We start from the raw sequence: 23764 nt of genomic DNA, 5'->3' as shown, positions 1-23764 counted from the left end.
ATCAAAGCTCCCACCAACGGGACCTTGCACAAAGGAGCCATATGGCTCCTTTTTTATATCTTTTATCTCTTCATAACTTCTTACGCCTCAATATTTATCGCTAGCAACTTCATCTCCTCTGCAAAAGGTCGCCTTTAAAAGTTGTCGGCTAGCGGCTTTGCGCTCAACAAACTAAGCGGAAGCATCACTTCCTATACACCAGCCAGAATCGGAAGTGATTTAGGCCTACAGAATAACAACAAACAAACAATACACCTAATAAACAACAAGTTAACCATTGGCATGGAGATTGCCATATCCCTTTAACAGGAGGAGTCACAATGATATCTGGTATGAGTGCCGCCCAGTTCGCCGAACAGCTGATAATGGCTGAACGAATGGGTAAAGATCAGCTCTACAAGAACCAAATAGATCGCTATCAAGCCCAGCTTGATGCCTATGGTGTGTTAGAGAAAAGCTTAAACAACATGATCAGTAAACTGGAAAAGATTGATGGCGATGCCTTCGATAATAAAACGGTTTCTGTCAGTGATGATAATGCCTCTGTCACAGTAGGTGCCGATGCGCCTGAAGGTAGTTATGACCTCAAAGTTAAACAACTTGCTCAGGCACACCAGCTAACTAAAACCTTTGCCAGTGAAGACGCCACTGGCCTCCCTACCAGTGGTGATTTCACCATAGAGATTGCTGGCGAAGTACTCACCCTAGATATGGGGGATATCAATAGTGATGGCAGTATCACCATCAGCCAGTTCAGAGATCATATCAATAATCACTCTGACAACCCTGGTGTACAGGCTTCCTTAGTACGTACTGGTGGCAGCGTTGAGTTTATGTTGACCTCAACAGAGACAGGTGCAGCAAGTGAGATAACCGTGCTTGATAGCGGTGCTGATTTTGGCATGACGCCAACCCGCGCCGCCCAAGATGCACTGGCAACACTCAACGGTATTTCAATTCAGAGTAGTAGCAACTACCTCGAAAATGTCGTCGATGGCATGAATATCGAACTCAACAAGGTTCATCAAGCCGGAGAAAGCAGCACGATTACCGTAGGTACTGATTTTGAGTCCAGCGAGCAAGCGGTCAACGATTTTGTCGATGCTTTCAATACGCTCATGGATCAGATCAACAAACTCACCCGCTCCATGGGCAGTGAAGTTGCCGATGAGGTCGATGATGAAAAAGATGACGATGATGACGATGATGACTCTTCATCTGGCAGTGGTTCAGTCACCGAGGAGCAGCTAGGCGTTCTAAAGGGTGACTCTAGCGTTCGCATGCTACAAAACAGCATGAGACAAACAGTTTTCGCCCCATCACCTAATGGCATGCGTCTATCAGATATCGGCATTGAGATGACTCGTGACGGCAAGCTTGAGATCAATGACGACAAACTCTCAGAAGCCCTCAAGAGTGATCCATCTGCAGTAAAAGCGATGTTTACCGATGATGGCGGTTATGTCGACCGCCTCGATAGCATTATCGATCCTTTCACAAAATCTAACGGCTACTTAGATCTTAAACAGGGCAACCTTGATAAACAGGTTTCTCGTGTTGAAGACAATATGGATCGCCATGACTACCAGATGCAGCAGAGATATCAGATCTATCTGGCTCAATTCACTGCTATGGAAGCCAATATTATGAAAATGAGTGCAGCCAGCGGGCTGTTTTAACAAAGGAAACCTAACACTATGTTGAATGAGCATGATCCCTTTAGCGCTTATAAACAGACAACCTTAGATGCCAGAGCAGCAGCGGCAAATCCTCATGAGATGGTGCGCATGTTACTCGATGGCCTACTTGAGGAGATAGAGCGAACCCGAGGGTTTATGGAGCGTAAAAGCTTTGAGGACAAGGGCAAGAGTGTCAATAAGTGCCTCAACATAGTACATGGGCTCGACTCAATGCTAGACCTTGAAAATGGCGGTGAGGTGGCAACTAGCCTTAACCGCCTTTATGACTACTGTAGCAGACAACTTGTCTCTGCTAGCGTCGAGAATAACCCAGATAGTTTAGATCCCATTATACAGGTAATTAGTAATGTCAGAGCAGGTTGGGCAAATCTCAATTGAGCAGTGGGGGCAATTTGAACATGCCCTGTTAAAACACGCTCAATCAAAGGATTGGGACAAGGTTATCAAGGTCAATGAACTGATGATTAGCGCGCTAACCCGTGAAGGGAAAGCCAAGAGTAAATCTCAGTTCAATGCTAGGCAAGCTTTGGCAAAGACCCATTCTTTGGTCTTAGCACAACTTAAGCAGGACAAAGATAAATTGGAAATCGAGATGAAGCAATTCCAAAACCAGCAGGATGGTCTTGCTGCTTATCAGCTAACCAGTCTCAGTGGGGAAAGTGATGATATCTAGTATGGCAGACCTACGTACCACAGCGAATAACTCTGACAAACTTGAGAAAAATATTACAGATGCCGTAGAGGATCTGTTATCGACGGAACAAGGTGACTTCTCTGTTTATGCATCGGCAAGCCTGCCACAGTTACAAGCGCTAAATGCTAACTCCCCTTTTACACCGCAGTCACTTGTGACACATGCGGAAAAACTACCAGATTACGCTGGATTTGAAGGCAGAACGAACACCCTGTATCAGAGCATAGATGTTGAATCTAAGGCTAATGACTCCAAAAGATTTATCAATATAGATTTACCCTTGCAGCTTACTTCAGAACGTTCTTTTACCTCTGGCTACAGTCAGACAACAGAGTTCATCGACGCTAGGCTAGCAAAATCAGTCGATAGAGGAGTACCTGAAGTCATACGGCTTAACCAGTCAAATGCGACCACTGAACAAGCTTTGGTTAATCAAGGTGAAAAAAGTATTTTCCATCCAGTTAAGCAAAGTCAATTCACAGCTCAGCCGCAGCCAGCGCCTAATCAATTAATCTCTTCTGTGGGTCATTCGTTAAAAGGAGAAGTAAACCCTCAAGCTAACTTGATGATGAGTCAAATTCTTAATGTAAACAGTCAAATTACAGAAAGTGACCCTGCTACGCTAGCGATAACGGTGGCCAACAGAACCCAAGCAGCAGTGAGCCAGTGGGGGCCTGTTTCTGTCTCTGCCGCAGCACCTTTAGCCCAACAAGCGCAGGAGATGTTAACTCCGCTAAGGGAGCAATTAAGGTTTCAGATCGACCAGAAAATTAAGCAAGCAGAGCTAAGGCTAGACCCCCCATCACTTGGAAAAGTGGAGCTCAGTATTCGCCTCGATGGCGACCGTCTACATATTCAGATGCACGCTGCCAATGCCAATGTAAGAGATTCGTTATTGATGGGGCTCGATCGCCTCAGAGAAGAGCTAGCCATGGATCATGGCGGGCAGATCGAATTGGATATCGGTCAGGGTGAGAAGCACGAACAGCAAGATGAGCGGCATACAGCCAAGATAGCAGAACATCAAATAGAGATGCTTGAGCCTGAACTTCCCCAGCAAGACAGCCACCTAAACAATCACATTGATCTATTAGCCTAACTAGGAGTATTCACATGGCTTTTGGTAACACCAGTACCAGCAAAAAAATGACAATTTCCCTATTGATTATCCTTTGGACTGTCTCAATATTTTGGATTGGTTGGCAATCACCAAGCATTATTGGCGGTCCGTTTATAGCGCAAGAAAAGCAGGACAATAGTGCGAAATTTTATCCGTTAGATCGCTTTGTTATCTCAGTACCTGGTGACAAATTCCCCCACTACTTATTACTTGAGCTAGCGCTAAAGAGCCGTTCAGCTAATGTCACCAGCACCCTTAGTGAGGCGGATCCCCTAGTTAGGAACTCACTGATGAAGATGTTTTCTCGTAAACACTTTGATCAACTGAATGATTCAAATCAACTAGAAGGACTACAACTGGAGGCGTTAGCACTACTTTCTGACGTACTCAAAGAGAACAAGTATGAAATAGAACTCGATGAAGTTCTATTTACCCGCATGGTTATACAGTAGGAAGTAACGACATGAACTCTGGCCAGCTCGCATATCAAGAATCATTCGAAGAGAAAGCAACTAACAGACTCAGCGAGAGTCAATTAATGAGGCAGTACCTTCCATTAGTAAAGCGCTCAGTATCTCAGCTACGTAGTCATTGCGGAGCAGCATTGGCCATTGAAGACATGGAACAGATTGGCATGATGGCACTGCTGGAGTCATCAAGACGCTATCCTGGCGAGTTTGATAATGGCTTTATCTCATTTGCGGGTCAGAGGATCCGAGGCGCTATTCTTGATGAGTTAAGACGACAAGATTGGCGCCCTAGACCCGTTAGACAACAAGCCCATGAGCTTAATGACTCGGTACGCAAGCTAACCCGTAAACTGGGGCGGGACCCAACAGATATAGAAGTAGCAGACTCAATGGGGATTAACAGAGAGCAATATAGAGACCGCCTCTATGCCTCTCAATCTGAATCGATGAAAAGCCTGGACGATATGCTCAGTGCAGGTAGTCACTTTTCCGATAACGTTAATGCTATTGAACAATTTTCATCCAAACAGACATTAATGAAGGCAATATCAAAATTAAACAAAAGAGAACAGGTGATCCTGTCGCTTTATTATCAACATGAACTCAATTTAAAAGAGATTGCCGGAACCCTAGGATTAACTGAAACGCGGATCTGCCAACTACATAAACTGGCAGTAAAACACCTTCAGGAGATCTACCAACAGTGGGAAAGGTAATATAGGTAAGGAAACATGAGTAAGATTTTAGGGCTAGTTATCATTCTACTGTCAGTATTTGGAGGCTATGTATGGGCAGGTGGCAACCTTAGCTCTCTATGGCAACCTGCTGAGTTCCTCATCATCTTTGGCGCAGGTACCGGCGCCTTAATCATCGCTAACCCTAAGCCTGTTCTTGAAGAGATGGCCAGCCAACTAAAAGAACTTATTTCTATCGAGAAAGAGGATCCTGAGCTCTACCCACAACTTTTTGGTTTAATGGGAATGTTGATGAGTCAGATCCAATCACAAGGACTAAAGGTACTCGATGAGCATGTCGAGAAGCCTAGAGAAAGTTCACTCTTTTTGATGTACCCCACCGTGCTTGATCACCCAAATGTACTGCAGTTTTTAATCGATAACCTGCGTTTACAATCTATTGGAAAAATATCTCCTCATGACCTTGAACATATCTTGGAAGAGGAGATCTACCGTATCGAAGAGGACCGTATGAGACCCTCTCATGCACTAGCAAGAGTAGCAGAGGCTATGCCTGGATTTGGTATTCTTGCTGCGGTAATGGGGATTATTATCACCATGTCCAGTATTGATGGTCCCATCACTATGATTGGCGTAAAGGTGGCTGCTGCTCTAGTGGGTACTTTTATAGGTATCTTCGCCTGTTATTGCTTGTTCGAGCCAATCTCTAAGGCGCTTGAGCACTTGGTCGAGAGAAAGTCAGCCCAATTACGCTGTGTTGCCGCAATTTTAACATCCTTCGCGAAAGGTAAACCTCCTATGCTAGCCATAGATGCAGGAAGAAAGCAGATACAGAGTGAGAACAGACCTAGCTTTGTCGAACTTGAACGTTGGATGGTGGAGCAGAAAAGCTAATGGCAATTAATAATGAGCCAATAGTTATAAAGAGACGCAGGCGGAACAAGTCAAAAGGTAGCCACGGTGGCGCATGGAAGGTTGCTTTTGCCGACTTCACTTTAGCCATGATGGCACTCTTTATGGTGCTATGGATCCTGCAAATTGCCGATCAACAGGAGCGAACCATGATTGTTCAGTATCTCAATGGCGATATGTTTGCTTCAGGCTCAATTAATCCATTCGATCTTTCTCAATCGCCATCGATGATAGATTTTCAAGGCTCAGTTGCGTTGCAACAAGCCATTATCCCAGCGACTGGAACCGGGGTCGATAGAGCAGGGCCTGCAATGCATAACCATATTCCAGCAGGAGAAGATAACGCTAAGGCGGGCAAAGGGCCTGAACTTAACTCATTAGTACCAGGACAGTTTGAAACTCAATCTCAACTAGAGTTTCTAGCCAGAGAAGTTAATAAAGTTATCGACCAGGTAAACCTCAGTGCCAATGTTGAGATAAGAGTAGTGCCCCAAGGGATCAGAATTCTGGTACACGATAATATTCACCAGTTCATGTTTACCCGAGGCAGCGCTGATATGAAGCCATACTTCGAAGATCTCCTTCTAGCTTTAGGTCCTCTTCTGGGAAAAGTTGAGAATAAGATCAGTATATCGGGTCACACTGATTCAACACCTTACGCAGGAAAGACATTCACCAACTGGGAGCTGTCTAGCCAACGAGCACTACTTGCAAGACGGGTCTTGGAATATGGCGGTGTCAAACGTAACCAAGTCATTCAAGTTACAGGGATGGCGGATCAAGTCCCCTACATTACAGATGACCATGCTGCGGCAGCGAATAGACGTATTGAGATGTTGGTACTAACCAGCACAGCTGAAACTCAAATAAGAGAGATGGCTGGGCTACCAAGTAAGCCAGCAAAGGTTGACTCCAGGCTAACCCAGGCACAAGAGGCTGCTACTGATAACCAGCCACGAACTCGCTACCCAGAGCTATGGACAGACGAATGAATCAATTTGAAGAGTATATTCCAGCCGAGAAAAAACAAGAAAAGCCTGAGTCGAACCATGAGTATCGACAATATTTACGCATTAATCTAAGAGAGAGCAGTGATGAGTGTCTAACACTTGCCTGCGATGGTGTGACTGTTGAGCTGTTTGTAGGTAATTGGTGGCGAAAGCAGAAGCTGGGGGTCGCTAATATCAAAAATATAGGACTCGGAGGAGTCGGGCTATTATCCGCAACACAGCTAGAGATAGGTCAATTGATAGTCATAGTGTTTCAAGGCCATCGCCTCAAACTTGAAGTAGCGAGAAGCTGGCCTGTTAACAATAGACTTCACTTCGCTGGCGCAAAATGGGTTACTCAAGATGAAAATGACATCATCAATATGATCAACCTTATCACCAAGAAAATGTAAACGCCCCAGCTGGTATCTAACTCAATCAACCCAAGATTGAACTGCGACTTTTTAGAGGTTTCCATGGCATACACCTATCGGAGAAAAGGCCCTGATGGTCTACAAAAGCTCTTTCTGTACCTCATACTGCTAGACTGGTTTATCTTGTTATATATCTCAACTGAGATAAAACATATGACCTTTCGACATGGTGCATTAGCCTCCCTTATGCTGGCAGTGTTTAATCTCATCTTAGTGAATTTGTGCTTACGACGGGCAAGACGTTCTGGAGATAGTTATCTTCTTTATCCTGTGATTGCTGGTGCACTTTTCTCGTTCATCTTGATGGTTTTTTTCTTCTTCTTTTAACTCACAGACTTTAGGCTGCCAATTTGAGAATGTTCAATATATTCAATAAAGTCAGCCTCTTTAAGTGGTCGTGAAAACAAATACCCTTGAAATGTATCACATTGATTTTTTAGCAGGAAATCATACTGTTCTTGAGTCTCCACCCCCTCCGCAACAATCTGTAAATTCAAGCCATGTGCCATATCAATGATCGCTTTTACAATTGCATTTGATGAGTTGTTTTCACCAATCTTGCTCACGAATGTTGCATCAAGCTTTAATCTTGAAAGCGGAATACTTTGTAGATAACTGAGCGAACTATAACCCGTACCAAAGTCATCAACCGCAATAGAAATACCCGCCCTTTTTAATTGTTCCATCGCTTGTTTAGCTACATCAAGATTGCTAAGGAGAGCATATTCAGTAAGCTCTAACTCTATTGAACTTGCCTTTATCCCTAGATCACTAATAACCTTCAATAAGCTACTAGCAAATTCCCCTTGGTTGAACTGTCTAGCACTGACATTGATGGCAACTGCATCTAATGAAACATGTTTAGCCTTAAGTTGATTAATGAAATTACATGACTCATGTAAGACCCAGTCCCCAAGCTCTTCAATTAAACTACTCCCCTCAGCAAGCGGAATAAATTTAGAGGGAGGAATGTTGCCCATTTCATGGTGCTGCCAACGTAAAAGTGCCTCAGCGCATACCACCTTGCCATTACGATCCACTATAGGTTGATATACAAGAGATAATTGATTCAATGCTATCGCTTCGCTAAGTTCACTTTTAATGTGCAAACTATGATGAGCAGATTCTTCCATTCCCTCACTATAAAGAAGGTAACCATCTCTGCCTTTTTCTTTTACACGTTGCATAGCTAAATCAGCCTGATTAAGAATTTTTTCAGGCTCAATGGCTACTTGATCTTCAATAAAACACGCACCAACACTGGCTGAAATACTGATAGTTTGGTTATTTATATGGAAGCTGCGACCAATAATTTGGCGAACTTGGCTCGCTAATGCATGAACACGGCGTTTTGCTGCCTGATGCTCTACAGGAAGCTGCTTTATTAAAACGACAAACTCATCGGTACCAAGCCTAGCGATCAATGAGTTAGAAGAGAAATAGCTAGTAAGGCGTGCAGCAACCTGAATTAACAAGCGATCACCATGATGATGCCCTAACGCATCATTAATCATTTTAAAGTTATCGAGATCGATAAGAAATAGCGCTGCAGCCGTCTCTTGAGAGCTTTCTTTCAATGAATACAGAGACTCGAGTAAGCTCCTACGATTTGGTAAATCTGTCAGTAAATCATGCTTAGCCTGATGCTGAATGACTTGCTTATTTCGCATCTCACTAGAAACATCAGCATGAGTACCAATCATGCGAGTCGCCTTACCTGTATCATCCCACTCGACAATCATTCCACGATCTAACACCCAAATATAATGGCCTTGCTTATGTTTGAGCCGATGAACACTTTCAAATTCATCCACTTCATTATTTAGGTATTGGTTTAATGTTTCTAGTGCATCAGATTTATCTTCAGGGTGTAAGAGGGCTTTCCAAGTAGATAAACTATTTTCTAGCTCAGCATTGCTGTAACCAAGCATCTCTTTCCATCGATCTGAGAGGAATACCTCACCTGTTACGAAGTTCCAATCCCAAATACCATTTCTAGATACTTCAATTGCGAATAACCACCTTTGCTGGCTATCACTGAGGCGCTTTTCACTGCGCTCTAACTTTTCTGTGAAGTTGATAAGCTGACTATTTATCGCTTCTAGTTCACTAAATACTACTTTTACGGGGCTCATTTGCCATTTAGAATTGCCTGCACCAGAAAGTGTTATCGCCTCGGTGGCAGCTATTGCCATGAGTCTCAGTGGACGAATTAAGTAAATATGCAGAAAAACAAGAAAAATGAATAAGCCAATAAGGCTGACAAACCAAGATCGCATAGCACTTTGAAATACACCATTTCTAACCTCTAATAATAGAGGGGAAACATCGTATTCTAAGTAAATAATACTGCCATCCTTGGTAATATCTGCGCTTTCTGATGCATTAAGTGGATAGTAGGCCTGAATAGAAAGACGTTCAGAGTTGAACTTAATCAATGGTTTATTACTCTCTGAAATAGCATGATGTACTTTTCGCTCATATCCATCAATAACCAAATTGGCCTGGCTTCCACGCCATACTAAGTGATTAGCAAATCTAATCTGGCTTTTCTTATTCAACACAGTGTAAACCATGATATCTAGATCAGTTGCAGCAAGTGAGATCTCTTGCTCTATCCTTCTAACATCTTGTATTTCAAGAGCTGATTCAACGATATGCTGCATTCTGAGTAGATGCTGTTCAATATTAGACTCTTTATTGGTTAAAGCTTCTTGCTGACTTTCACTGCGCTCATAGAAGTACTCTGCGGACATTAAACACAGATATAGAGCTAAAGTGATTAAGGGCACTATAAAAACCAAAGATGGTCGATACTTATTCAACAAATCTAACAACACCTAAATAATGAGTAAACCAAAAAAATGATGACTGAAATAGACGGAAATAAACAGAAATGCCAATTGATAAAATGTATAGCGGCATTTATACCTAAACTATGCCGATGTTAACAAGCAACGTACTAGTAAAGATACAGTATTGATGGATAAAAATGTTACAGACAATGCCGTATGCTAGCAATGATAACTAAATATCACGTATCTGGCAGAACAACTTACAAGCCTCTATAGGCTAAGTAAATATTAATAAATGCAGGCCTACCAGTACGGAACCTTCATTTGAATTGTTTTCTGTTTTCTGTTTTCTAGCAAGATACTTGAAATTAATATCTTTAAGATCATTCATTGGCTCAAATACGCCTAGTAAGGATATTCAATTAGATCACATTTTCCTTAGATTGGTATTACACGTACGTGCTTAAGTGGATAAGCCACCTGCCTACAGTGAAGTTGGATAAATTTGTTTTGTAGCCTGCAACCAAGGCGCCTTCCAATGACATAGCTTTGAATGGACATGATACTTGCCGAAGGCCGAACACATGGGGGCGGAGAAGTCGTGCTTTGGATGCGAAGCATTTAGCTACTTTGTAGCGAGAGGCGACATAGTCGTCGAACTGAGGGGGCCACACTGCGTTAGCAGCTTTGGACTGCATGTGAAGTAGGCATTGCACGCACGTGCTTAAGTGAATAAGCCACCTGCCTACATTGACATTGGATATGGGAAATTGGATCTATATTTAAAAATACCCAGACGCAAAAAAGCCACCTTATTCAGGTGGCTTCTCTACTTAATTAGGCGCCTGGAAATGACCTACTCTCACATGGGGAGACCCCACACTACCATCGGCGCAATTGCGTTTCACTTCTGAGTTCGGGATGGGATCAGGTGGGGCCACAATGCTATGGTTTCCAGACTAATTTGGTAAAATTTCGAAAGCTGGCTATTCAGATGCATTAACGCGTCTAAATTGCAAAATAATTGGTCTAACTTAAATCAAATACGTATTCTTTTGTGCTTATGAAGTAACACACACATTAACTACACAAACCCATCTGGGTTGTATGGTTAAGCCTCACGAGTCATTAGTACAGGTTAGCTCAACGCCTCACAACGCTTACACACCCTGCCTATCAACGTCCTAGTCTCGAACGGCTCTTTAGAGGAATTAAATTCCTAGGGATGACTCATCTTAGGACTCGCTTCCCGCTTAGATGCTTTCAGCGGTTATCGATTCCGAACGTAGCTACCGGGCAATGCTATTGGCATAACAACCCGAACACCAGCGGTTCGTCCACTCCGGTCCTCTCGTACTAGGAGCAGCTTCCTTCAATCATCCAACGCCCACGGCAGATAGGGACCGAACTGTCTCACGACGTTCTGAACCCAGCTCGCGTACCACTTTAAATGGCGAACAGCCATACCCTTGGGACCGACTTCAGCCCCAGGATGTGATGAGCCGACATCGAGGTGCCAAACACCGCCGTCGATATGAACTCTTGGGCGGTATCAGCCTGTTATCCCCGGCGTACCTTTTATCCGTTGAGCGATGGCCCTTCCATTCAGAACCACCGGATCACTATGACCTACTTTCGTACCTGCTCGACGTGTATGTCTCGCAGTTAAGCTGGCTTATGCCATTGCACTAACCGTACGATGTCCGACCGTACTTAGCCAACCTTCGTGCTCCTCCGTTACTCTTTGGGAGGAGACCGCCCCAGTCAAACTACCCACCAGGCACTGTCCTCAACCCCGATTCAGGGGCCAGAGTTAGAACATCAAAACTACAAGGGTGGTATTTCAAGGTTGACTCCACAAAAACTAGCGTCTCTGCTTCAAAGTCTCCCACCTATCCTACACATGTAGGTTCAATGTTCAGTGCCAAGCTATAGTAAAGGTGCACGGGGTCTTTCCGTCTAGCCGCGGGTATACGGCATCTTCACCGCAATTTCAACTTCACTGAGTCTCGGCTGGAGACAGCGTGGCCGTCATTACGCCATTCGTGCAGGTCGGAACTTACCCGACAAGGAATTTCGCTACCTTAGGACCGTTATAGTTACGGCCGCCGTTTACCGGGGCTTCGATCATGAGCTTCTCCGAAGATAACCCAATCAATTAACCTTCCGGCACCGGGCAGGCGTCATACCGTATACTTCCTCTTGCGAGTTTGCACAGTACTGTGTTTTTGATAAACAGTTGCAGCCACCTGGTATCTGCGACTGCCAGCAGCTTAAGGAGCAAGTCCCATCACCGCCGGCAGCGTACCTTCTCCCGAAGTTACGGTACCATTTTGCCTAGTTCCTTCAGCCGAGTTCTCTCAAGCGCCTTGGTATTCTCTACCCAACCACCTGTGTCGGTTTGGGGTACGATTCCTACTAACCTGAAGCTTAGAAGATTTTCCTGGAAGCATGGCATCAACTACTTCATCCCCTTGGGGACTCGTCATCAACTCTCAGCTTTGCAATTTAATGCGTTCACCCGGATTTGCCTAAGTGAACAGCCTACAGCCTTAAACGCGGACAACCAACGCCGCGCTAGCCTAGCCTTCTCCGTCTCTCCATCGCAGTTAGTAGAAGTACGGGAATATTAACCCGTTTCCCATCGATTACGCCTTTCGGCCTCACCTTAGGGGTCGACTTACCCTGCCCTGATTAACATTGGACAGGAAACCTTGGTCTTTCGGCGAGGGAGTTTTTCACTCCCTTTATCGTTACTCATGTCAGCATTCGCACTTCTGATACCTCCAGCGTGGGTTACCCCTTCGCCTTCAACGGCTTACAGAACGCTCCTCTACCGCTTGCTAGTAAACTAGCAAACCCATAGCTTCGGTGTATTGCTTAGCCCCGTTAAATCTTCCGCGCAGGCCGACTCGACTAGTGAGCTATTACGCTTTCTTTAAATGATGGCTGCTTCTAAGCCAACATCCTAGCTGTCTAAGCCTTCCCACATCGTTTCCCACTTAGCAATAACTTTGGGACCTTAGCTGATGGTCTGGGTTGTTTCCCTTTTCACGACGGACGTTAGCACCCGCCGTGTGTCTCCCGTATAGTACTCATTGGTATTCGGAGTTTGCAAAGGGTTGGTAAGTCGGGATGACCCCCTAGCCTTAACAGTGCTCTACCCCCAATGGTATTCGTACGAGGCGCTACCTAAATAGCTTTCGAGGAGAACCAGATATCTCCGAGTTTGATTGGCCTTTCACCCCCAGCCACAAGTCATCACCGCATTTTTCAACATACGTGTGTTCGGTCCTCCAGTTGATGTTACTCAACCTTCAACCTGCCCATGGCTAGATCACTCGGTTTCGGGTCTACACCTTGCAACTAAACGCGCAGTTAACACTCGGTTTCCCTACGGCTCCGCTATTCGCTTAACCTTGCTACAAAATGTAAGTCGCTGACCCATTATACAAAAGGTACGCAGTCACGGTCTCAAGGACCGCTCCCACTGCTTGTACGTATACGGTTTCAGGTTCTATTTCACTCCCCTCACAGGGGTTCTTTTCGCCTTTCCCTCACGGTACTGGTTCACTATCGGTCAGTCAGGAGTATTTAGCCTTGGAGGATGGTCCCCCCATGTTCAGACAAGATGTCACGTGTCCCGTCCTACTCGTTTTCATCTATAGTTAGTTTTCATGTACGGGGCTATCACCCTGTGCCGCTGAGCTTTCCAACTCATTCCACTAACACCCTATAGACTTAAGGGCTAATCCCCGTTCGCTCGCCGCTACTAGGGGAATCTCGGTTGATTTCTTTTCCTCCGGGTACTTAGATGTTTCAGTTCCCCGGGTTTGCCTCACATACCTATGTATTCAGTATGTGATACTCACTTATGTGAGTGGGTTTCCCCATTCGGATATCGTTAGCTCAAATGCTTGTTACTAGCTCGCCAACGCTTTTCGCAAGTTACTACGTCCTTCATCGCCTCTGACTGCCAAGGCATCCACCGTATACGCTTAGTCACTTAACCATACAACCCACATAAGTTTGAAACCTACATGCACTGTATCGCAACTAATGGTGTTTACTTTCGCCAAAAGAATACTCTTGAAGTACATTGCTGCACTTCGGCACTTGATTTAAGTGTTTGAGAACTCAATTATTTTATATTTCGCGCTAATGCTATAAACCACTGCAATCCATATCTCTTACGAAACACTTTTCACAATAGTCCCTTTCACATTAACACTATCAGCTTTCCAAATTTTTAAAGAACAAACATCACCGTAAAGGCATGTTTCTCGCTCTAACAAGAACAAGTTATCTGTGTGAACACTCAGCAAATATTGAGTTAGTCGTATAGGTAAGGAGGTGATCCAGCCCCAGGTTCCCCTAGGGCTACCTTGTTACGACTTCACCCCAGTCATGAACCACACCGTGGTAAACGCCCTCCCCGAAGGGTTAAGCTATCTACTTCTGGTGCAGCCCACTCCCATGGTGTGACGGGCGGTGTGTACAAGGCCCGGGAACGTATTCACCGTAGCATTCTGATCTACGATTACTAGCGATTCCGACTTCACGGAGTCGAGTTGCAGACTCCGATCCGGACTACGACCGGCTTTGTGGGATTAGCTTGACCTCGCGGCTTTGCGACCCTCTGTACCGACCATTGTAGCACGTGTGTAGCCCTACTCGTAAGGGCCATGATGACTTGACGTCGTCCCCACCTTCCTCCGGTTTATCACCGGCAGTCTCCCTAAAGTTCCCACCATTACGTGCTGGCAAATAAGGATAAGGGTTGCGCTCGTTGCGGGACTTAACCCAACATTTCACAACACGAGCTGACGACAGCCATGCAGCACCTGTCTCACAGTTCCCGAAGGCACCAAGCTATCTCTAGCGAGTTCTGTGGATGTCAAGAGTAGGTAAGGTTCTTCGCGTTGCATCGAATTAAACCACATGCTCCACCGCTTGTGCGGGCCCCCGTCAATTCATTTGAGTTTTAACCTTGCGGCCGTACTCCCCAGGCGGTCTACTTAATGCGTTAGCTTGGGAGCCCAGTAACTAAGTTACCAAACTCCGAGTAGACATCGTTTACGGCGTGGACTACCAGGGTATCTAATCCTGTTTGCTCCCCACGCTTTCGTACCTGAGCGTCAGTCTTTGTCCAGGGGGCCGCCTTCGCCACCGGTATTCCTTCAGATCTCTACGCATTTCACCGCTACACCTGAAATTCTACCCCCCTCTACAAGACTCTAGTTTGCCAGTTCAAAATGCAATTCCCAGGTTGAGCCCGGGGCTTTCACATCTTGCTTAACAAACCGCCTGCGTACGCTTTACGCCCAGTAATTCCGATTAACGCTTGCACCCCTCGTATTACCGCGGCTGCTGGCACGAAGTTAGCCGGTGCTTCTTCTGCGAGTAACGTCACAGCTATAGTTTATTAAACTACAACCTTTCCTCCTCGCTGAAAGTGCTTTACAACCCGAAGGCCTTCTTCACACACGCGGCATGGCTGCATCAGGCTTTCGCCCATTGTGCAATATTCCCCACTGCTGCCTCCCGTAGGAGTCTGGGCCGTGTCTCAGTCCCAGTGTGGCTGATCATCCTCTCAGAACAGCTAGGGATCGTCGCCTTGGTGAGCTATTACCTCACCAACTAGCTAATCCCACCTAGACTCATCTAATCGCGAAAGGCCCGAAGGTCCCCTCCTTTCCCCCGTAGGGCGTATGCGGTATTAGCAGTCGTTTCCAACTGTTATCCCCCACGACTAGGCAGATATCTAGGCATTACTCACCCGTCCGCCGCTCGACAGCAAAGGTAGCAAGCTACCTTCCTGTTTCCGCTCGACTTGCATGTGTTAGGCCTGCCGCCAGCGTTCAATCTGAGCCATGATCAAACTCTTCAATTAAAGTTTTTTGTTCTCATCCGATTAAGGATGAAGAACGGCTCAACGAATTATACTGTTTCACAAACCCGAAGGTTTATGAAGTTTACATATTGCTATGGTCACTCAGTAGTTCATTGAGTAAATTTTTGATTGCCTACATTCCGAAGAACAGAAGGCAATTTCGAATAACTCAACACCTGTGAGTGCCCACACAGATTTCTTGTTTTGAATTGTTAAAGAACGTGGTACTTGATAGTACCGCCGTTGACGCTAGGTCGTAGGCTTTTACTTGCTAACTAAGACGTTTCGTCTTGGCTAGGGAGGCGTATTCTACACTCTCCGTGGTTGGCGTCAAGAGCTTTTTTAAAATGTTTTTAAAATCGCTTAACTCGTTGCCCTGACTGCGTTTCAGCTTCCGTTTAAGAAGGCTGGTTTGCCGTGTCAGTGGATGCGCATTATAGGGATGTCAGCCCAGAGCGCAAGCACTTATTTGAGTAAAATGATGATATAAAGACTGAGTGGGCACTTATCACTCGATACGCATATATAAGATACTGCACAGCGGTACAAACAGAGGGATCAATCATGAAAAAAAGATGCAAGGCCCATTTTATCCCTTCTTCCCGGCTTAAAGCCGGTCCTACACCATTGAAGAATGCCCATCCCCCACGTAGGAGCATGCTTTAGCCGCGAAGTTTACATCATCCTTGGCAACCTTAGATCATGGCAATTGGTAATCCTAAATATCAGATGTATGGAACACGCCTTCATTTAAGAATAAAGTGCACGACTGAATGGTTATAGGAGGTGCGAGGCCAAGGAAGGACGAAGCTAGAATAATGCACGATTGTATGGATATAAGAGGTAGAGCATTGTCAGGAACAAATGCCGAGGAGCTACTAGCGAGAGCGAAGCAGGGCGAAAATCATAAAATGATGGCTTTTAAGCGAGAGACATGGAGGTCGAACTGGCCTTTTAACAAGGATGTTATTGCCAGAGCCGAGAAACAATTAACGGCTACACTGCGTTAGCAGCTTTGGGCTGCATGTGAAGTAGGTATTGCACGGACGCGCTTAAGTGAATAAGCCACCTGCCTACAGTGAAGTTGGATAAATTGGTTTTGTAGCCTGCAACTAAAGCGCCTTCCAATGACAAAGCTTTGAATGGACATGATACTTGCCGAAGGCCGAACACATGGGGGCGGAGAAGTCGTGCTTTGGATGCGAAGCATTCAGCTACTTTGTAGCGAGAGGCGACATAGTCGTCGAACTGAGGGGGCTGAACCCTCAACGGCGTAATAGCTTCGAAGCAGGAGCTTTTAGAACCTTAACAAAGGCGTCTGTCATGGCCAGCTACGCTAAAGCTTCGCGCTAACCCACATGGATAATGGAATGGACCCATCCACTTTTAATCGGCCTCGCAATGGGCCACGATGTAGTTGCTAAAACTCATCAGAAAGAGGACGGGTCCACCATGAAGATTACTACAGTTGGTTTAGATATCGCAAAGTCTGTTTTTCATTTTGTGGGTGTGAACAGAGCCGGAAAGCTAGTCAGAAAGAAGATGATTAAGCGCACCGAGTTAATTCACTTCTTTTCTCAAGTAGAGCCTTGCCTTGTCGTAATGGAAGCCTGTGGCGGTGCTAATTATTGGGCTAGAGAGTTTCAAAAAATGGGTCATGAGGTCAAGCTAATCGCTCCTCAATACGTTGTCCCGTACAGACAGGGAAATAAAAACGACTACAACGATGCGTTTGCCATTGCTGAAGCAGCCCAACGGCCTAACATGCGATTTGTACAGCCTAAGCCTGTCGAGCAACAGGATGTCCAGATGCTACATCGTATGAGAGAAAGACTAAACAAGCAGTCTACAGCGCTAGTCAACCAAGTAAGAGGAATGCTCGCTGAGTACGGTATTGTAATAGCAAAAGGCAAAGCATCTTTTAGGTCAAAACTGCCTGATCTTTTAGAAAACGCTGATAATGCACTAACAGTAAAAGGTCGCAGCATATTTTATCAGCTGTATGAAGAGTTTACGGACATAGATACAAGGCTTAAAAATTGTGATACGCAAGTACTACAAGAAACCAAAAGTAACCATGTATGCCTACGTTTAGAAGCTGTACCATGTATAGGTCCTGTGACGGCTACCGCTTTTTATGCAGCAGCAGGTAACGGCAAAGATTTTACTAATGGCAGGCATTTTTCCGCTTGGTGTGGGCTCGTACCAAAGCAGCGCAGCAGTGGCGGTAAAGATAATTTGCTTGGCATTAGCAAACGCGGCAATGCTTATCTTCGCACTTTATTTATCCACGGAGCAAGAGCTGTACTGCGCCATAGTAATGGTAAAGTGGATAGATTCAGTCGCTGGGCAGTCGCACTGGTGGAAAGGCGAGGATTTAACAGAGCCTGTGTTGCAGTGGCTAACAAGCTTGCTCGAATAGCGTGGGTCATCGCTGCGAGAGAGGAAGAATACCAAATGGTCGACTAAAAAATCAAAGTCGCCGTTAGCGTTATAAAGATAAGATTTAACCCACCACCAAGTTGCTTAGGCAATTGATTTGATGATGAGACAGTCAGACTGATCTACTTAAAACCTGTTCCCTCCATAGGCTCTAAAGAAGCCGTAAGGATGATAAGGAAAGTAGAAGCAGATATCCATCAGGGCCAGAGGATAACCTCAACAACAGGCCGAATATATGGGTGCAATGAACTTTTCTCAGAATTGATATCGAATGTCTTGCAAACCGGATGGGTCCATATATGTGGGGAATGCAGAAAGTACATGGAGCAACTTTCTGCCATAAACACATCGCTATTGCGATATTCGCCCTACTATCACATGGAATGAACCTCACTGCGTGAGGGCTCTTAACATTCCCCATGCTCGAGTGGTCATCTTTCCAGGCTAAAAACGAAAAAAGCCCATTGCGTTAGCAATGGGCTTATTCGTTATTAGGCGCCTGGAAATGACCTACTCTCACATGGGGAGACCCCACACTACCATCGGCGCAATTGCGTTTCACTTCTGAGTTCGGGATGGGATCAGGTGGGGCCACAATGCTATGGTTTCCAGACTAATTTGGCAAAATTTCGAAAGCTGGCTATTCAGATGCATTAACGCGTCTAAATCGCAAAAATAATTGGTCTAACTTAAATCAAATACGTATTCTTTTGTGCTTATGAAGTAACACACACACTAACTACACAAACCCATCTGGGTTGTATGGTTAAGCCTCACGAGTCATTAGTACAGGTTAGCTCAACGCCTCACAACGCTTACACACCCTGCCTATCAACGTCCTAGTCTCGAACGGCTCTTTAGAGGAATTAAATTCCTAGGGATGACTCATCTTAGGACTCGCTTCCCGCTTAGATGCTTTCAGCGGTTATCGATTCCGAACGTAGCTACCGGGCAATGCTATTGGCATAACAACCCGAACACCAGCGGTTCGTCCACTCCGGTCCTCTCGTACTAGGAGCAGCTTCCTTCAATCATCCAACGCCCACGGCAGATAGGGACCGAACTGTCTCACGACGTTCTGAACCCAGCTCGCGTACCACTTTAAATGGCGAACAGCCATACCCTTGGGACCGACTTCAGCCCCAGGATGTGATGAGCCGACATCGAGGTGCCAAACACCGCCGTCGATATGAACTCTTGGGCGGTATCAGCCTGTTATCCCCGGCGTACCTTTTATCCGTTGAGCGATGGCCCTTCCATTCAGAACCACCGGATCACTATGACCTACTTTCGTACCTGCTCGACGTGTATGTCTCGCAGTTAAGCTGGCTTATGCCATTGCACTAACCGTACGATGTCCGACCGTACTTAGCCAACCTTCGTGCTCCTCCGTTACTCTTTGGGAGGAGACCGCCCCAGTCAAACTACCCACCAGGCACTGTCCTCAACCCCGATTCAGGGGCCAGAGTTAGAACATCAAAACTACAAGGGTGGTATTTCAAGGTTGACTCCACAAAAACTAGCGTCTCTGCTTCAAAGTCTCCCACCTATCCTACACATGTAGGTTCAATGTTCAGTGCCAAGCTATAGTAAAGGTGCACGGGGTCTTTCCGTCTAGCCGCGGGTATACGGCATCTTCACCGCAATTTCAACTTCACTGAGTCTCGGCTGGAGACAGCGTGGCCGTCATTACGCCATTCGTGCAGGTCGGAACTTACCCGACAAGGAATTTCGCTACCTTAGGACCGTTATAGTTACGGCCGCCGTTTACCGGGGCTTCGATCATGAGCTTCTCCGAAGATAACCCAATCAATTAACCTTCCGGCACCGGGCAGGCGTCATACCGTATACTTCCTCTTGCGAGTTTGCACAGTACTGTGTTTTTGATAAACAGTTGCAGCCACCTGGTATCTGCGACTGCCAGCAGCTTAAGGAGCAAGTCCCATCACCGCCGGCAGCGTACCTTCTCCCGAAGTTACGGTACCATTTTGCCTAGTTCCTTCAGCCGAGTTCTCTCAAGCGCCTTGGTATTCTCTACCCAACCACCTGTGTCGGTTTGGGGTACGATTCCTACTAACCTGAAGCTTAGAAGATTTTCCTGGAAGCATGGCATCAACTACTTCATCCCCTTGGGGACTCGTCATCAACTCTCAGCTTTGCAATTTAATGCGTTCACCCGGATTTGCCTAAGTGAACAGCCTACAGCCTTAAACGCGGACAACCAACGCCGCGCTAGCCTAGCCTTCTCCGTCTCTCCATCGCAGTTAGTAGAAGTACGGGAATATTAACCCGTTTCCCATCGATTACGCCTTTCGGCCTCACCTTAGGGGTCGACTTACCCTGCCCTGATTAACATTGGACAGGAAACCTTGGTCTTTCGGCGAGGGAGTTTTTCACTCCCTTTATCGTTACTCATGTCAGCATTCGCACTTCTGATACCTCCAGCGTGGGTTACCCCTTCGCCTTCAACGGCTTACAGAACGCTCCTCTACCGCTTGCTAGTAAACTAGCAAACCCATAGCTTCGGTGTATTGCTTAGCCCCGTTAAATCTTCCGCGCAGGCCGACTCGACTAGTGAGCTATTACGCTTTCTTTAAATGATGGCTGCTTCTAAGCCAACATCCTAGCTGTCTAAGCCTTCCCACATCGTTTCCCACTTAGCAATAACTTTGGGACCTTAGCTGATGGTCTGGGTTGTTTCCCTTTTCACGACGGACGTTAGCACCCGCCGTGTGTCTCCCGTATAGTACTCATTGGTATTCGGAGTTTGCAAAGGGTTGGTAAGTCGGGATGACCCCCTAGCCTTAACAGTGCTCTACCCCCAATGGTATTCGTACGAGGCGCTACCTAAATAGCTTTCGAGGAGAACCAGATATCTCCGAGTTTGATTGGCCTTTCACCCCCAGCCACAAGTCATCACCGCATTTTTCAACATACGTGTGTTCGGTCCTCCAGTTGATGTTACTCAACCTTCAACCTGCCCATGGCTAGATCACTCGGTTTCGGGTCTACACCTTGCAACTAAACGCGCAGTTAACACTCGGTTTCCCTACGGCTCCGCTATTCGCTTAACCTTGCTACAAAATGTAAGTCGCTGACCCATTATACAAAAGGTACGCAGTCACGGTCTCAAGGACCGCTCCCACTGCTTGTACGTATACGGTTTCAGGTTCTATTTCACTCCCCTCACAGGGGTTCTTTTCGCCTTTCCCTCACGGTACTGGTTCACTATCGGTCAGTCAGGAGTATTTAGCCTTGGAGGATGGTCCCCCCATGTTCAGACAAGATGTCACGTGTCCCGTCCTACTCGTTTTCATCTATAGTTAGTTTTCATGTACGGGGCTATCACCCTGTGCCGCTGAGCTTTCCAACTCATTCCACTAACACCCTATAGACTTAAGGGCTAATCCCCGTTCGCTCGCCGCTACTAGGGGAATCTCGGTTGATTTCTTTTCCTCCGGGTACTTAGATGTTTCAGTTCCCCGGGTTTGCCTCACATACCTATGTATTCAGTATGTGATACTCACTTATGTGAGTGGGTTTCCCCATTCGGATATCGTTAGCTCAAATGCTTGTTACTAGCTCGCCAACGCTTTTCGCAAGTTACTACGTCCTTCATCGCCTCTGACTGCCAAGGCATCCACCGTATACGCTTAGTCACTTAACCATACAACCCACATAAGTTTGTAACCTACATGCACTGTATCGCAACTAATGGTGTTTACTTTCGCCAAAAGAATACTCTTGAAGTGCATTGCTGCACTTCGGCACTTGATTTAAGTGTTGAGAACTCAATTATTTTATATTTCGCGCTAATGCTATAAACCACTGTAATCGTTATCTCTTACGAGATACTTTTCACAATAGTCCCTTTCACATTAACACTATCAGCTTTCCAAATTTTTAAAGAACAAACATCACCGTAAAGGCATGTTTCTCGCTCTAACAAGAACAAGTTATCTGTGTGAACACTCAGCAAATATTGAGTTAGTCGTATAGGTAAGGAGGTGATCCAGCCCCAGGTTCCCCTAGGGCTACCTTGTTACGACTTCACCCCAGTCATGAACCACACCGTGGTAAACGCCCTCCCCGAAGGGTTAAGCTATCTACTTCTGGTGCAGCCCACTCCCATGGTGTGACGGGCGGTGTGTACAAGGCCCGGGAACGTATTCACCGTAGCATTCTGATCTACGATTACTAGCGATTCCGACTTCACGGAGTCGAGTTGCAGACTCCGATCCGGACTACGACCGGCTTTGTGGGATTAGCTTGACCTCGCGGCTTTGCGACCCTCTGTACCGACCATTGTAGCACGTGTGTAGCCCTACTCGTAAGGGCCATGATGACTTGACGTCGTCCCCACCTTCCTCCGGTTTATCACCGGCAGTCTCCCTAAAGTTCCCACCATTACGTGCTGGCAAATAAGGATAAGGGTTGCGCTCGTTGCGGGACTTAACCCAACATTTCACAACACGAGCTGACGACAGCCATGCAGCACCTGTCTCACAGTTCCCGAAGGCACCAAGCTATCTCTAGCGAGTTCTGTGGATGTCAAGAGTAGGTAAGGTTCTTCGCGTTGCATCGAATTAAACCACATGCTCCACCGCTTGTGCGGGCCCCCGTCAATTCATTTGAGTTTTAACCTTGCGGCCGTACTCCCCAGGCGGTCTACTTAATGCGTTAGCTTGGGAGCCCAGTAACTAAGTTACCAAACTCCGAGTAGACATCGTTTACGGCGTGGACTACCAGGGTATCTAATCCTGTTTGCTCCCCACGCTTTCGTACCTGAGCGTCAGTCTTTGTCCAGGGGGCCGCCTTCGCCACCGGTATTCCTTCAGATCTCTACGCATTTCACCGCTACACCTGAAATTCTACCCCCCTCTACAAGACTCTAGTTTGCCAGTTCAAAATGCAATTCCCAGGTTGAGCCCGGGGCTTTCACATCTTGCTTAACAAACCGCCTGCGTACGCTTTACGCCCAGTAATTCCGATTAACGCTTGCACCCCTCGTATTACCGCGGCTGCTGGCACGAAGTTAGCCGGTGCTTCTTCTGCGAGTAACGTCACAGCTATAGTTTATTAAACTACAACCTTTCCTCCTCGCTGAAAGTGCTTTACAACCCGAAGGCCTTCTTCACACACGCGGCATGGCTGCATCAGGCTTTCGCCCATTGTGCAATATTCCCCACTGCTGCCTCCCGTAGGAGTCTGGGCCGTGTCTCAGTCCCAGTGTGGCTGATCATCCTCTCAGAACAGCTAGGGATCGTCGCCTTGGTGAGCTATTACCTCACCAACTAGCTAATCCCACCTAGACTCATCTAATCGCGAAAGGCCCGAAGGTCCCCTCCTTTCCCCCGTAGGGCGTATGCGGTATTAGCAGTCGTTTCCAACTGTTATCCCCCACGACTAGGCAGATACCTAGGCATTACTCACCCGTCCGCCGCTCGACAGCAAAGGTAGCAAGCTACCTTCCTGTTTCCGCTCGACTTGCATGTGTTAGGCCTGCCGCCAGCGTTCAATCTGAGCCATGATCAAACTCTTCAATTAAAGTTTTTTTGATGCACTTCCTTTCGAAAATGACATCGGCTCAACGAATTATACTGTTTTCACAAACTCGAAA

General features: G+C 46.2%; 12 protein-coding genes and 6 rRNA genes. 11 read left to right on the top strand and 7 right to left on the bottom strand.

The features are described 5' to 3' along the window. Positions 1 to 320 precede the first annotated feature (320 nt). The 10 genes from fliD to FM038_RS00270 all read left to right on the top strand — a co-directional run bounded on the left by fliD (position 321) and on the right by FM038_RS00270 (position 7341). Positions 321 to 1679 (top strand): flagellar filament capping protein FliD, encoded by a 1359-nt coding sequence (gene fliD, locus FM038_RS00315; protein WP_142873204.1) that lies wholly within the window; start codon positions 321 to 323, stop codon positions 1677 to 1679. 18 nt (positions 1680 to 1697) lie between these two features. Further along, positions 1698 to 2078, top strand: coding sequence for a flagellar export chaperone FliS (fliS, locus tag FM038_RS00310; RefSeq protein WP_142873205.1), 381 nt, complete (start codon positions 1698 to 1700; stop codon positions 2076 to 2078). Next, positions 2047 to 2373: a hypothetical protein gene (locus FM038_RS00305; protein ID WP_142873206.1), complete on the top strand. Its 327-nt coding sequence runs from the start codon at positions 2047 to 2049 to the stop codon at positions 2371 to 2373. The genes fliS and FM038_RS00305 overlap by 32 nt, the downstream gene beginning before the upstream one ends. After that, positions 2363 to 3493 (top strand): flagellar hook-length control protein FliK, encoded by a 1131-nt coding sequence (locus FM038_RS00300; RefSeq protein WP_195873174.1) that lies wholly within the window; start codon positions 2363 to 2365, stop codon positions 3491 to 3493. The genes FM038_RS00305 and FM038_RS00300 overlap by 11 nt, the downstream gene beginning before the upstream one ends. Before the next feature lie 14 nt (positions 3494 to 3507). Continuing rightward, entirely contained in the window at positions 3508 to 3966 is a 459-nt protein-coding gene (locus tag FM038_RS00295) for a flagellar basal body-associated FliL family protein (RefSeq protein ID WP_142873207.1), read from the top strand. 11 nt (positions 3967 to 3977) lie between these two features. Continuing rightward, entirely contained in the window at positions 3978 to 4700 is a 723-nt protein-coding gene (locus FM038_RS00290; protein ID WP_142873208.1) for an RNA polymerase sigma factor FliA, read from the top strand. 15 nt (positions 4701 to 4715) lie between these two features. Continuing rightward, entirely contained in the window at positions 4716 to 5573 is an 858-nt protein-coding gene (gene motA, locus FM038_RS00285; RefSeq protein WP_142873209.1) for a flagellar motor stator protein MotA, read from the top strand. Further along, entirely contained in the window at positions 5573 to 6583 is a 1011-nt protein-coding gene (locus FM038_RS00280) for a flagellar motor protein MotB (protein ID WP_142873210.1), read from the top strand. The genes motA and FM038_RS00280 overlap by 1 nt, the downstream gene beginning before the upstream one ends. Then, positions 6580 to 6993, top strand: a complete 414-nt coding sequence (locus tag FM038_RS00275) for a hypothetical protein (protein WP_142873211.1) — start codon at positions 6580 to 6582, stop codon at positions 6991 to 6993. Before FM038_RS00280 ends, FM038_RS00275 begins: the two co-directional genes overlap by 4 nt. Positions 6994 to 7056: 63 nt before the next feature. Beyond that, positions 7057 to 7341 (top strand): hypothetical protein, encoded by a 285-nt coding sequence (locus tag FM038_RS00270; protein ID WP_142873212.1) that lies wholly within the window; start codon positions 7057 to 7059, stop codon positions 7339 to 7341. Here the strand turns inward: FM038_RS00270 and FM038_RS00265 are convergent. The 4 genes from FM038_RS00265 to FM038_RS00250 all read right to left on the bottom strand — a co-directional run bounded on the left by FM038_RS00265 (position 7338) and on the right by FM038_RS00250 (position 15702). Continuing rightward, positions 7338 to 9806, bottom strand: coding sequence for a putative bifunctional diguanylate cyclase/phosphodiesterase (locus FM038_RS00265; protein WP_223292968.1), 2469 nt, complete (start codon positions 9804 to 9806; stop codon positions 7338 to 7340). The genes FM038_RS00270 and FM038_RS00265 overlap by 4 nt on opposite strands. 846 nt (positions 9807 to 10652) lie before the next feature. After that, positions 10653 to 10768 (bottom strand): 5S ribosomal RNA (gene rrf, locus FM038_RS00260). Between the two features lie 148 nt (positions 10769 to 10916). Next, positions 10917 to 13821 (bottom strand): 23S ribosomal RNA (locus FM038_RS00255). 334 nt (positions 13822 to 14155) lie between these two features. After that, a 16S ribosomal RNA gene (locus FM038_RS00250) occupies positions 14156 to 15702 on the bottom strand. The 16S, 23S and 5S rRNA genes sit together here, the layout of an rRNA operon. A gap of 1452 nt (positions 15703 to 17154) precedes the next feature. Between FM038_RS00250 and FM038_RS00245 the strand changes: the two genes are divergently transcribed. Beyond that, complete coding sequence (locus tag FM038_RS00245) at positions 17155 to 18171, top strand: IS110 family RNA-guided transposase (protein WP_142873213.1); 1017 nt, start codon at positions 17155 to 17157, stop codon at positions 18169 to 18171. 470 nt (positions 18172 to 18641) lie between these two features. Here the strand turns inward: FM038_RS00245 and rrf (FM038_RS00240) are convergent. The 3 genes from rrf (FM038_RS00240) to FM038_RS00230 all read right to left on the bottom strand — a co-directional run bounded on the left by rrf (FM038_RS00240) (position 18642) and on the right by FM038_RS00230 (position 23691). Next, positions 18642 to 18757, bottom strand: a 5S ribosomal RNA gene (gene rrf / locus FM038_RS00240). A 149-nt stretch (positions 18758 to 18906) separates the two neighbouring features. Then, positions 18907 to 21811: ribosomal RNA gene (locus FM038_RS00235) — 23S ribosomal RNA — on the bottom strand. A 333-nt stretch (positions 21812 to 22144) separates the two neighbouring features. After that, positions 22145 to 23691, bottom strand: a 16S ribosomal RNA gene (locus FM038_RS00230). Positions 23692 to 23764: the final 73 nt, after the last annotated feature.

This window comes from Shewanella eurypsychrophilus, assembly GCF_007004545.3.
Classification (GTDB): Bacteria; Pseudomonadota; Gammaproteobacteria; order Enterobacterales; family Shewanellaceae; genus Shewanella; species Shewanella eurypsychrophilus.
The sequence above is the reverse complement of the archived record's forward strand: the minus strand, read 5'-3'. Positions and strand labels throughout refer to the sequence as shown.